The organism is Sphingomonas desiccabilis (assembly GCF_004135605.1).
GTDB lineage: Bacteria > Pseudomonadota > Alphaproteobacteria > Sphingomonadales > Sphingomonadaceae > Sphingomonas > Sphingomonas desiccabilis.
The window spans coordinates 1-12,500 of sequence record NZ_SDPT01000001.1; the positions used below are offsets into that span (position 1 = coordinate 1).

At 68.2% G+C, this 12,500-nt stretch carries 6 protein-coding genes, 1 tRNA gene and 1 pseudogene; 5 read left to right on the forward strand and 3 right to left on the reverse strand.

The window, feature by feature from the left end:
• Window positions 1-49 precede the first annotated feature (49 nt).
• A tRNA-Met gene (locus tag EO081_RS00005) sits at window positions 50-126 on the forward strand.
• 258 nt (window positions 127-384) lie between these two features.
• A pseudogene (locus EO081_RS00010) lies at window positions 385-640 on the forward strand (HutD family protein); the annotation flags it as partial.
• A 279-nt stretch (window positions 641-919) separates the two neighbouring features.
• Here EO081_RS00010 and EO081_RS00015 read toward each other — a convergent pair.
• Window positions 920-3,367, reverse strand: a complete 2,448-nt coding sequence (locus EO081_RS00015; protein ID WP_240697466.1) for a zinc-dependent metalloprotease — start codon at window positions 3,365-3,367, stop codon at window positions 920-922.
• Between the two features lie 141 nt (window positions 3,368-3,508).
• Here EO081_RS00015 and EO081_RS00020 point away from each other — a divergent pair, with 141 nt between their 5' ends.
• The 3 genes from EO081_RS00020 (at window position 3,509) to EO081_RS00030 (ending at window position 8,944) form a co-directional block, all read left to right on the forward strand.
• A complete protein-coding gene (locus tag EO081_RS00020) occupies window positions 3,509-4,066 on the forward strand; it encodes an Lrp/AsnC family transcriptional regulator (RefSeq protein ID WP_129339956.1) in 558 nt (185 codons plus the stop codon).
• Between the two features lie 187 nt (window positions 4,067-4,253).
• The gene (locus EO081_RS00025; protein WP_240697467.1) at window positions 4,254-7,313 is read left to right on the forward strand and encodes a TonB-dependent receptor plug domain-containing protein; all 3,060 of its coding nucleotides are present in this window, start codon (window positions 4,254-4,256) and stop codon (window positions 7,311-7,313) included.
• A 59-nt stretch (window positions 7,314-7,372) separates the two neighbouring features.
• Window positions 7,373-8,944 carry an amidohydrolase gene (locus EO081_RS00030; RefSeq protein ID WP_240697468.1) on the forward strand — a complete coding sequence of 524 codons (1,572 nt, stop codon included), beginning with the start codon at window positions 7,373-7,375 and terminating at the stop codon, window positions 8,942-8,944.
• Window positions 8,945-8,991: 47 nt separating this feature from the next.
• Here EO081_RS00030 and EO081_RS00035 read toward each other — a convergent pair whose 3' ends face one another.
• Together EO081_RS00035 and EO081_RS00040 are read right to left on the reverse strand one after the other, a co-directional pair.
• Window positions 8,992-10,893 (reverse strand): glycoside hydrolase domain-containing protein, encoded by a 1,902-nt coding sequence (locus EO081_RS00035; protein WP_129339957.1) that lies wholly within the window; start codon window positions 10,891-10,893, stop codon window positions 8,992-8,994.
• Window positions 10,894-11,095: 202 nt separating this feature from the next.
• Window positions 11,096-12,496 (reverse strand): sulfatase family protein, encoded by a 1,401-nt coding sequence (locus EO081_RS00040; RefSeq protein ID WP_206364333.1) that lies wholly within the window; start codon window positions 12,494-12,496, stop codon window positions 11,096-11,098.
• Between the last annotated feature and the right edge of the window lie 4 nt (window positions 12,497-12,500).

The window sequence follows — 12,500 nt, forward strand, 5'->3', positions numbered from 1 at the left end:
GGCTCCCGCCTTTCGGAAAAAGCGCCCTGAAGCCAACGCTCGCAATTGGCGCGGGGTGGAGCAGCCCGGTAGCTCGTCAGGCTCATAACCTGAAGGTCACAGGTTCAAATCCTGTCCCCGCAACCAAACTTCCTAATACCACCAACAGCCATGGCGCTCCGGAATATCCCCGGGGCGCTATTTTTTTGTGCGCTTTCCGTGGCTTGCGCGTGAGTCGCGGGATCTCGTCGCGTCCTGCTGGACGCCGCTCGCGCGGGACTGCGCACGGGAAAAGGGGCTCGACCTTCCGGGCATCCTCGGGTGAGCATCGGGCGGATTTTTCGGGCGGCGGACTGCCCGGAAATCCCCTGGAAGAACGGCGGCGGGACGACGCGCGAGATCGCCGTGTTCCCGCGCGGTGCGGGCGCCGGAGACTTCCTCTGGCGCCTCAGCCTCGAAGGTGGAGCGGGCCGGGGCGTTCTCCACCTTTGCCGGCGTCGACCGCGCCCTTGCGGTCGCCCGGGGCGCGCTGGGCCTGGTCGGCCCCACCGAACGCGTCGAGCTTCACGAAGGGGAGGGCACGCACGCCTTCGACGGCGATGCGCCGATCCGCGGCGAGCCGGGCGAGGGTGGCGCACTCGCCCTGAACGCGATGGCGCGCTCCGGCGCGTGGCGCGCGGAGATCCGATGGCTGCACGCCGGCAACACCGCCCAGGCCCGGCGCGCAACCTTCCGGTGCGCGCTGCAGGACCTGCCGCTTGGCGACGCAGTCCTTCGGCGGCTGGACTCCGCCGAACTTGATGGCGCCGTCGAACTCCCCGCCGCGGCGCTGCTGGTCACCCTTCCTCCCGACCTGACCCGTGCAGGTACCGACCGCCTCCCCGAGCCGGCCGGCAATGCCCTCAACAAGGACGCGCTGATGGCCACCACGCAGCGATGGTCAGAGGTCGTCGAACCACCCTGTCTCGCCGCCCCCGATCGGCATGCCCGGCGGGAGGTCGGGAGTACGGGGCATGTTGGCGAGTTCGCGCGCGAGCAGGTCCGGATCGCGAAACATCCGGCCCGTGCCGCGCGCCCAGGCAGCGTCGCTTCCCGTGCCGCGCGTGGCCGCCAGTCCGTTGGCAAGGCGCTCGACACGATCGGAGAGGATCGCCGCGATATCGGGCGCGGTTTCCCCGTCCTGCGCAGTGCGCGCCATCGTCAGAATCGTGCGATAGGCGATGCGCCGCTGCACCGCGTCGGGATGCGGGGGCACGGTCGTCGCGACCAGCCGGTCGAGCAGCGTCTCCAGCCCCGGCAGCCCCGCATCGCGCGCGTGCTGGGCATAGACTCGCGACAGCCGTGCGGGGGCCAGCAGCGTGTCGAGCGTCACCTGCGCGGCGACGTCGGTGGCCACCAGCGGGTCAAACGCGGCCGAGCCGGCGTTGCGAAACACCTCGGTGTCGAACTGCGGATCGCCGCGGCCGTTGACGCCAGAGGAGAGCACCGGCACCAGCGCGTCGGGCACGTGCAGCGCCTCTGCCGAGAGCGTCGCCATCAGCGCGTCGAGCGCGGCGTTCTGCTCGGCGGCCGACACCGGCACTGCCGGCGCCCGGCCGTCGCCGACCACGGCATATTCGAGCTGAACCCCGCCCACCAGCTTCCCCGCGGCGTCGACCTGGTAGCGGTGGAGCAGCCACACGGGCACGAACTTGCGGCGCAGGTTCGACAGCGCCTCGCCGGGGCGCAGCACCCGCGGACCATAGTTGGCGACCGCGACCCGGCGCACCTCCATCAGCCGCACCAGTTCGGCGGCCGGATCGGCACCATTGTCCCACATGCTGCCCCAGGGGCTCGGCGTCTCGGGCGAGCGGCCGTCGATGTCGGTGATGAAGCGGAGGCCGGCCTCATGGATCGCGCGGGCCTTGGCATCGGCCGCGGCGTCGGGATCCGCGCCCGGTGCCGGATCGGCGTAGAGCCAGTCCACTGCGAACTTGTCCCAGCTGCCGATCCCATCCGCATAGGCGTCCGACAGGTCGATCTGCCCGTCCGTGAGCAGGACATTGGGCCCCGGATAGTCCATCACCGAGGTGCGTCCCTGGGTGCTGCCGGCGAAATTGTGCATGAAGCCGAGTGCGTGGCCCACCTCGTGCGCGCCGAGCTGGCGGAGGCGCTGGAGCGACACGCGGACGGGATCGTTGGGCCCGCCGCGCCCGGTTTGGTCGGCACCGACCAGCCCCTCGAAGATCATCATGTCCTGCCGCACCCGCAGCGAGCCGAGCACCACCGAGCTCTTGACGATCTCTCCGGTGCGCGGATCGATAATCGCTTGGCCATAGGACCAGCTGCGCGTCAGGCGATGCCCCCAGTTGACGACGTTGTAGCGCACGTCGAGCGGATCAACGCCGGCAGGCAGGATTCGGACCTGAAAGGCATCCACCAGACCCGCGGCGTCGAACGCCTGCGACCACCAGGCGACGCCCTCGGCTAACGCGGTGCGGGTCGGTTCGGGGGCGGCGGAATCGATGTAGAAGACGATCGGCTTCTTGACCCGCGATCTGGCGGCGGCGGGATCGACCTTCTCCAGCCGGAACCGGTTGGCGAGGCCGTAGACCACGTCCTGGCCGAGCGGCGCGGCGAAGTCGAACACCTGGGTACCGTTGGCGCTGGATCGGATGTCGAAGCGCCGGGGGACGAAGCCGGGCTCGGGCAGGCGGATCAGCGAGTGGTGGACGACGAAGCTCACCTGCCGCGCATCGGGAGCGATGTTGCTGACCTCGCGGCCGGGCGTGTCGGAGGCGTAGGTCTGCACCGCCTCCATCTCAATGTTGTCCGGGAACGCCTTGACCGAGCCGGCGTCCGCCGCGCTCAGCGCATCCACGAGCTTGAACCCCTTGCCGCCGCCGGCGGGCGCATTGAGCGCGGAGGCGATGCCGACGCTGTCGCGGGTCAGGTAGTCCGCAATGTCGATCACGGTGCTGCCATCGGCATTGGTCGAGACGATGTCGGTCATCCAGGCCGTGGTGACCGGAAAGCTTTCGCGCGCGCCGCGCTGGACCTCCGCATCGCCGCCGGCGCGAAAGGCGGGATTTTCGAAGGTGACCGCGATTTTCTTCCCGTAGCGGCGGAAGGCGAGGATCTCCGTCGATCCGTTCATCGCATGGTCCAGCCGGATCGGGGCCGAACCCAGGCCCGTGCGCAGCGCGCTAGCGTAGAGGAAGCGGCCGGACACGCCATCCTTGTCGGGCGGCGGCAGCGTCAGCAGGATGCGGCCGCTGTCCTTCTCCGCCCTGACCGGGAGCAGCGGCGCCTCGCCCAGCTGCGCCCATGCCGCCGGCGCCGGCGCGATCAGCGCACTCCCCAGCGCGAGCGCCCCCAACAGCTGCCGGTGCATGCGTGTCGCCCCCATGCGCGAACCCCCTTTTTGTTGCGCTGCCGCATCAGTCGCGGCCCTCCGTCTCAGGCTAGCATCAGGACGGTTGCGCTTCCTGTCATTTTTGAACAGCTTTGCAGCGCAGCATAATTCTTTTCTGCGCCAAAGGGGAACGCCGTGCACGAATCCGTCGCGACACCGCTCGACGCCATTGACTATCGAATCCTTCAGGAACTGTCCGGCGACGGTCGCCTGTCGGATGTCGCGCTCGGCGAGCGGGTCCACCTGTCGAGCACCGCGGCGGCGCGGAGACGCAAGATCCTCGAAGAGCGCGGTGCAATCCGCGGCTACACCGCCGATTTCGATTTCGGCCAGCTCGGCCTCCACATGATGGCGCTCGTCTCGATCGAGCTCGCCTCGCAGGCGGAGCAGGCGCTCAACGAGTTCGAGACGGCGGTGGTGCGCTGTCCGTCCATGTCGTTCTGCAGCTTCGTGTCGGGCGACACCGACTTCATGATGATCGTGCATGTCCGGTCGTTCGAGGACTATGACCGCATCTACCGCTCCGAACTGTCGACGCTGCCGCATGTCGCGCGGATTCGCAGCAGCTTCGTGATGCGACGCGTCGCAAGCCGTCCGGTGCCGCCGGCCCTGCTCCAGCCGCCCGCCCCTCAGCCGGGCGGGGGAGGCGGTTCCGGTGGCCGATCGCTGCACCACGGTCTCGCACGGGTTTGAAATTGGGCGCCGGGACAGCGATCCGTCGCGCAATCATGCAATACGGCGTGAAAATCCCGTGGCATTTAGTGAGAAGCGGCGCGCCCTTTGCGATAGCTTGTTACGAAACCGAGGCTTTGTAAGGGCGGTGCTCGGGACAGTAGCCCATTGAGAGGATGTCGAACGGCCAACCACTATTGGGGGCTGTATGACGCATCTCGGCACTTCTTTCCTCTACCGTGCGGGCACGGCGCGGTTCCGCCTGGCGGTGCTGTCCACCGTCGGCGGCATGGCGCTGTCGCTCGGCAGCCAGGCCGGGGCGCAGACGACGCAGGACGCGCCGGCGTCGACGCTGCCCCAGGGCGGACCGATCCGCTCCTCCAACACCGATACCTCGACCGTCAACGAAGCCGGCGGCCGCCCGGTCGACGCGACCACGGGCGAACCGCTTTCGTCGGTAGAGGCCGCGCAGGCCGGTGATGGAGAGGTCGTCGTCACCGGAAGCCGAATCGTCCGCGACGGCTATAACGCACCGACGCCGGTCAGCGTGGTGTCCACCGCCGACATCCAGGCCAGTGCGCCCGCGAACCTCGCCGACTTCGTCAACACGCTGCCGTCGATCGCGGGCAGCTCGACCCCGGCGAACAGCTCGGGGGCGCTGTCCAACGGCAATGCCGGCATCAATGCGCTCAACCTGCGGTCGCTCGGCACCAACCGGACGCTGGTGCTGCTCGACGGCCAGCGATCGGTCGCCTCGAGCGTCAACGGCATCGTCGACATCAATACCTTCCCGCAGGAACTGGTCGAGCGGGTCGAGGTGGTCACCGGCGGCGCCTCGGCGGCCTATGGCTCGGACGCGGTCGGCGGCGTAGTCAACTTCATCCTCAACAAGACCTACACCGGTTTCAAGGCATCGGCCGAATCCGGCATCACCACCTATGGCGACACGCCGACCTACAAGCTTACCGCCACCGCGGGGAAAGCGCTGCTCGACGACCGGCTGCGCGTGATCGCCAGCGGCGAGTATTTCAAGCAGGTCGGCCAGCACACGATCGACCGCGACTGGAACAAGGGCCGGACCTTCCTCATCACCAACCCGGCCTATGTCGCCGGCAACGGGGCCCCGCAATATATCGTCGCCTCCGACGTCGGCCTGAGCCAGATGACGCCGGGCGGGCTCATCCGGCAGGTCGGGTCGAGCGCATCCGCCTATAGCGGAGCGCTCGAGGGTTCCTATTTCGGCACGATCGATCCCGCGACCGGTACCGCGTCGCTCGGGACGCTCGACTTCGGCGCGGTGAGCGCGCCGTGGATGGTCGGCGGCGACAGCGCATACACGCTGAGCAGCCACCTCGGCACCAACACGCTGTCGCCCGACGAGGAGCGCATCACCGGCTTCGGCCGGGTGAGCTTCGACGTGACGGAGAACCTCCAGCTTTTCGGCCAGTTCAGCTACAACCGCTACGAGGGCACGTCCTACTATCAGCAGTCCCGCACCCCGTCGGTGACGATCCAGGCGGACAATGCCTATCTGCCGCTGGGATTGCGGACCGAACTTGCCGCCGGGGGCTACACCTCGCTGATCATGGGCACCACCAACGCCGGCATCCCGGCGGCGGGCAGCAACAACACGCGCGAGGTGTTCCGCTACGTCGCCGGCGCCAACGGCAGCTTCCTGCTCGGCGACGGACGGTGGAAGTGGGACGCCTATTACCAGAAAGGCGTGATGAAGGCGCACGAGCTGTTGGTGAACACCTGGAACACCGAGCGGCTCGCGCTCGCCACCGATGCGGTGCTCGCGCCTGCCGGTAATGCGGCGGGAATCGCGGCGGGGACGATCGTGTGCCGCTCGACGCTTTCCGACCCGAGCAACGGCTGCGTGCCGATCAACCGCATCGGCGTCGGCGGGATCACCCAGGAGGCGCTCGACTATATCTTCACCGGCGGCCAGCCCTATCGCGACCAGACGATCAAGCAGGACGTCGGCGCGGTCAGCTTCAACGGCACGGTCTTCAACCTTCCCGCCGGGCCGCTGGCGGTCGCATTCGGCGGCGAGTGGCGGCGCGAGCAGGTCGATGGCTTCGTCGAGAGCCAGTATCAGGCCGGCTGGCAATACGGGAACTACCAGGTCAACCAGGGGTCGTACGACGTCACCGAAGGCTTCCTCGAGCTGGCGATCCCGGTGTTCGCGGGCCTCGATCTCAGCGCTGCCGGTCGCTACACTCACTACAGCACCTCGGGCGACGTCCAGACGTGGAAGGTCGGCGCCACCTACCAGCCGGTCGAGGACATCAAGTTCCGCGGCACTATCAGTCGCGACATCCGCGCGCCGAACCTCAACGAACTGTTCGCCAGCGGCACCCGTCGCACCAACACGGTCCAGATCCCGCTCGCCAACGGCAGCTTCCGCGCCGACACCTTCCTCGAGAACACCACTGGCAATCTCGAACTGCAGCCGGAAAAGGCCGACAGCTGGAGCGTCGGCGCGATCTTCAGCCCGCGCTTCCTGCCCGGCTTCGCCTTTTCCGCCGACTATTTCGATATCTCGATCAAGGAAGCGATCGGCACGATCAGCGCCGACAACACCGCGGTGCTGTGCTACAGCCAGAACGTCCAGTCGTTCTGCGACAACATCATCGTCGATCCGTCGACCGGCCTGACCCAGCAGATCAACCTCAAGCCGATCAACTTCGCGTCGCAGCAGGCGCGCGGACTCGATATCGAGACGAGCTATCGCATCGGCCTCAACGAGATTTCCTCGGGCTTGCCTGGTACGCTCGCGCTGCGCGGGCTCGTGACCCATTATATCGAGAACACCACCGACAACGGTATCAACCTGCCGGTTGATGCCGCCGGCAGCAACACCGGCAGCGGGCCGCCCAGCTGGGTCTACAACGTCAGCGCGATCTACAAGGTCGAGGGCGTGACGTTCAGCCTCACCGGCCGTGGGATCAGCGACGGCGTGTACAACAACAATTATGTCGAATGCGCGAGCGGCTGCCCCGTCTCGACTGCGGACAACCGCACGATCGCCGAAAACCACATCGACGGCGCGCTGTTCGTCGACACTTCGCTGACCTTCGACTTCCCGGCCTGGGCGGGCAAGGGGTCGCTGCAGTTCGCGATCCGCAACCTGTTCGACAAGGATCCGGTGATCGTCGGAAACGGTCCCGGCAGCGACAACACCACCGCCTATCCGCAGACCAATCGCACCTTCTACGACACGCTCGGCCGCGTCTTCCGCGTGGTCGCGCGCGTCGAGCTCTGACGGCGGCGGGGCAGAGGCCCCGCCCATATCTCACTGGCCGGTTTATTGGGGGAATACTGATGAAGAAGATGACGCTTGCCGCCGCGCTGCTGCTCGCCGGAACCACGCTGCCGCTGCCCGCGCTCGCCGATGCCAGCCCCAAGCTGAAGGGAGAGGCGGTCGCGGAGGTCGAGGAACGCGCCAAGCTGGCGCAGGAGATGGTCGATTCCGTGTTCAGCTTCGCCGAGCCGGGCTTCCAGGAGGTCCGCACCTCCGAATATATCACCGACATCCTCGCCAAGAACGGCTTCAAGATCGAAAAGGGCGTGGCCGGCATTCCCACCGCCTGGACCGCGACCTGGGGCGATGGCGGGCCGCTGATCGCGCTGGGATCGGACATCGACGCGCTGCTAGGCCTCTCGCAGGTGCCGGGTGTCCCCGAGATCAAGCCGCAGGTGCAGGGCGCACCTGGCCACGGCGAGGGGCATAATTCCGGCATGCCGCTGGTGGTGGTCGCGGCCCTCGCTGCCAAGGACGTGATGGAGAAGCACGGCATCAAGGGGCGGCTGATGATCTGGCCGGGCGTCGCCGAGGAACTGCTCGCGACCAAGGCCTTCTATGTCCGCGCCGGGCTGTTCAAGGACGTCGACGCGTCCATCTTCACCCATGTCGGGCGCGACTTCAGCACGTCCTGGGGCGAGCTGCCGGGCAACGGCATGGTCTCGGTCGAATATAATTTCCACGGCAAGACCGCGCACGCCGCCGGCCAGCCCTGGTCCGGGCGCAGCGCGCTCGACGGCGTCGAGCTGATGGACATCGCCTGGAACATGCGGCGCGAGCACCTGCCGATCACCCAGCGCTCGCACTATGTCATCACCAACGGCGGCGGCCAGCCCAACATCGTGCCGGGCGAGGCGTCGGTCTGGTATTTCTTCCGCGAGCACGACTTCCAGACGATCCGCGAGCTGTACGAGACCGGAAACGAGATCTCCGAGGCCGCGGCCAAGGCGACCGGCACCACCGTCACCCGTCGCGTGCTCGGCTATGCCGCGCCCCAGCACGCCAATCGCCCGCTCGCCGAGGCGGCGTGGAGGAACATCGCCAAGGTCGGCATGCCCAAGTGGAGCGCCGGCGACCAAGCGTTCGCGCGCAGCGTCCAGCAAGCGAACGGCTTCAAGTTGGAACCGCTCGCGACGAAGGTGACGCCGCTCTCGACGCCCGACAACCGCGGAGCCTCAACCGGCGGCGGATCGGACGACATCGGCGACATCATGTGGGCGGTTCCGACGATCACCATTCGCTATCCGTCCAACATCCCCAACGCTATCGGCCACAACGTCACCTCGGCGATGGCAATGGCGACCCCGATCGCCCACAAGGGCGTGCTTGCCGGCGCCAAGGCGCTGTCGATGACGATCCTCGACCTCGTGACCACGCCTAAGCTGATCGCCGACGCCAAGGCCTATTTCACCGACGTCCAGCTCAAGGACCAGAAGTACGACCCGGTGCTCGCCCCCGAGGATCAGCCGGCGATCCACCTCAACGCCGAGATCATGCAGCGCCTGCGGCCGGAGATGGAGAAGAACTATTACGACCCGGCGAAATACCCGACCTACCTAGAGCAGATCGGGATCGCCTATCCGGAAGACTGAGCGGAGAGGGCGGCATTGACGGCGGCCTGGCAGCCCGGGCGGTCAACCTAGTTCGGGCTCGCGCCGCGCCGGGCCATCGCTGGAATCGTGGCGCGCGTCACCGACGGCGTCGTGGCGACCAGGTCCGGTCTGCCCGGCACCAGCGGGTAGAAGCCGAGCGCGCCGAATACATACCAGGCCGACATCGCGCCCGCGTCGTCGTCCATGCCGTCGGCATAACCCTGCGGCGCGAGCGCGAAGCTGCGACCCCGGAAGGGGGCGGGGCGCTTGCCGGCGTTGGTGTAGGGGTGGTCGACCGGCTCGGTGAGGTAGCGGTGCACGAGCTCCCGCGTGCGATCCGGACGCCCGAGCGCCGCGTAGAGCCAGGGCACATGAATGTCGGGCTGGTTGGTCATGTTGTAGAGCCCGTCCGCGAAGAAGCGGTCCAGCTCGCGCAGGAAACGCTCCTTGCCAAGCGTCGCCACCATCCAGTCGAGGTCGAACACCGGCGCCCACCGATATTGCCACAGCGTTCCCTGGTAGAGGCCCCGCGCCTTCACCACGTCGGCGTCGGGTCCGAGGTTCTCGAACACCGAGCGCCACATCTTCCGGTAGGAGAGTGCCTTAGCGCGGAAGCGCTCCGCGATCGCCGTCTCCCCCAGTTCCCCCGCGAGCTCGGCGACCGCCCAGTCATCATAGGCGGCCTCGATCTGCTGGTCCGGGGTATCGCGTTGTAGCGTCTCGCTTTCGCGTACCATGCCTGCCAGGGCGGCGCGGGCATCGAAGCCGCGGATGCCGCGCCGGTAGAAGTCGAGCAGCGCGACCCCGGCATGCTCGGTGCGCACGGTCAGGAACGGCTCGGTCCGGGTCGACCAGCGCTGCTTGCCCTCGCCATAGAGTGCCACCAGCGAGCGTGCGATGTCGGCGGCGCGATCCGGGTCGAGGATCGCGATCAGCGGCATCTGCGTCCGGTAATTGTCCCATAGCGCCCAGCTGGCATAGCGCGTGGTGCCCGGCGCGGACCGATGCACCTGGCCGTCGCTGCCGCGGTGGCGGCCATCCGGATCGTCGATCGCGACCGGCGTCTGCATCACACGAAAGAGCGAGGTGTAGAACAGCGCACGCCGCTCCCGCGGCGCCTCGATGCGGACGCGCGACAGTTCCCGCTGCCAGCGCGCCCGGGTGCCCGCGAGTACCGTCGCGAACGATCGCGTGCCGATCTCCGTGTCTCGCACCATTGCCGCCGCGGCGGGGTCGACCGTCGAGAGGCCCGTGCGCACCTCCACGACGGCGCCGCGGCGCAGATCGAGCGGAAGTGAAGCCTGGCTGCCGGCGATGGTACCGGCGGCAGTGCGCGGCCTGCCGTCCACCGTGACCCGGCTCGCGCTGTGGATCGTATAGGCCCCCTCGTCGCAGACGGTGCCGGCGGTCAGAGTCGCCCGCAGGTCGGTGCCCTCGGCGGTGAGCCGGGCGGCATGACGTCGGGTATAGGCGTGCGCCGCATCGAAGCGGAGCCGGTAGCGCCCCGCCCGGGCGACGGTGAAGCGCAGCAGGCCGGCGCCGCGGGTCGCGGTCATGTCGGCAGTGATGCCGTTGGAATAGGTGACCCGGTAGTGCCCGGCTCCTGCGCGCTCGCTTGCCTTGTCGAGCGGCGCGAGCGCTCCCGAGCCCTCCGGCAGGAGCGACACCAGCAGGTCGCCGCCGCCGCCGCCACAGCCGACGCCGACCGCACGGGTGTGCGAGAAGCCGCGAAGGCTGCGCGCCGCATCGTCATAGCCGGCGTGGTTGGCAGGATCGGTATCCGGTCCCAGCTGCACCATGCCATAGGGCGCCACGGCGGCGGGCGAGAGCTGTCCGAAATCGGCGAGCGTGCCCACGAAGGGATCGACGAGGTCGACCGGCTTCTCGCGCGCGATCGCAGGTGCGGTGAACGCCAGTGCCGCACCTGCGGCCAGCAGGACGCGCTTCATTGGCCGGCCTGAACGAGGCGCGGGGACGACGGGAACGGCATGCCAGGTCCCTTCGGGTCGCACGGCGCGGGGGATCCCCCGGCATCGGCGCTCGGCATTATCGGCATTCATTCCCTCCATCAGGCGAGCAGCTGCCGCTCCTTTGCCCGGCCACCTCCCGGTGTCCAGAGCGGGCGGGCGAGCGCTGCCGGCGCTGCGCCGATCAGTGTGCGCCGAGGTGGGAGTAAGGGTCCGTCTGGCCGGCCAGCCATGGGTCCTTGGTTGCCGTCCGCATCGCGCCGAGGCGTTCCGCCAGTTTTGCCTTGATGCGGGCATGATCGGGGTCGCCCGCGAGGTTCGTAAGCTCGGCCGGGTCGCGCGCGAGGTCGTACAGCTCCTCCGCCGGTCGCTGTCGATAAGCCGCCTGGCTGCGCGCACCCAGGCGGATCGAGGGATCGGCGACGATGGCGTTCCATGACGGTGAACCCGCCACGTCGCCCGCGATCGGATAGGGGAGTGGATAGGCGAGGTTGAGGATATACTTGTACGTGCGCGTGCGGATCGCGCGCATCGGATAATACTGGTTGATCTCGTGGAAGTCGTGGCTTGCGAAGATCGCGTCGCGGGCCGGATCGTCGGCCTTGCCCAGCAGCGGGAGCAACGAGGTGCCCGACAGCTCGTACGCCGCGGGCGGCGCCACGCCTGCCCAGTCGAGCACGGTGGGCGCCACATCGGTCCAGCTGACCATCGCGTCGCAGACGCCCGGCGCGCTCCCGGCAGCGCGGACGATCAGCGGCAGGTGGATGCCGGGATCGTAGAAATTGGTCTTTGCGCCCGGAAACGGCCGACCATTGTCGCTGAGGAAGATCACCAGCGTTTCGTCCGCTCGGCCGGTCGTCGTCAGGTCGTCCAGGATCATGCCGACGCCGCCGTCCAGACGGCTTAGCGATTCATAGTATTCGGCGAGGTCCTGCCGCACGGCGGGCAGGTCCGGCAGGTGCGCCGGGATCTGGACCCGACGCGGGTCATAGCTCTCGGGCGTCACTCCGGGCCAGGCACGATCGTTGCCATAGTCGACGGCGGCGCGGTGCGGGTCGCTGTAGCCCACCGTCACGAAGAACGGCCGGTCGTCCGTCGATCGGATGAAGCTCGTGGCGGCGACCGCCAGCTCGCGAACGTCCCGGATGCCGGAGCGCTCGGGGACCAGTTCGGCTTCATAGGGAAAGGCGCTGTCCGGCCCGACGTGCTTCTTGCCGACCAGCGCCGTTGCATAGCCCGCGTGCCGCAGCAGCACGGGCAGCGTCTCGATGCCGGGCAGCAGGGACTGATGGTGCACGTCGTGGTTGAGGCCGTACATCCCGTTCTGGTGGGTAAAGAGCCCGGTGTTGATCACGGCACGGCTCGGGCTGCACGAGGACACCGCCGCATAGCCGTGGCGGAACAGGGTTCCGCCACGCGCCAGTCGGTCGATCCGCGGCGTTCGCACCGCGACGCCGTAGCAGCCGAGATCGAGCCCCTGATCGTCCGAGATCAGCAGCAGGACGTTGCGCTGCCGACGGGTGCGCCTCTGTGCCAGGGCCGGCGCAGCGGAGACCGCCGTCACGCCGGCCATGGCCTTCAGCACGTCC

What these genes read in the sequence shown, in the direction of transcription:
- EO081_RS00025 (WP_240697467.1), top strand. Translation starts at nt 4,254, where the DNA reads ATGACGCATCTCGGCACTTCTTTCCTCTACCGTGCGGGCACGGCGCGG.
- EO081_RS00015 (WP_240697466.1), bottom strand. Translation starts at nt 3,367, where the DNA reads ATGGGGGCGACACGCATGCACCGGCAGCTGTTGGGGGCGCTCGCGCTG.
- EO081_RS00035 (WP_129339957.1), bottom strand. Translation starts at nt 10,893, where the DNA reads ATGAAGCGCGTCCTGCTGGCCGCAGGTGCGGCACTGGCGTTCACCGCA.
- EO081_RS00030 (WP_240697468.1), top strand. Translation starts at nt 7,373, where the DNA reads ATGAAGAAGATGACGCTTGCCGCCGCGCTGCTGCTCGCCGGAACCACG.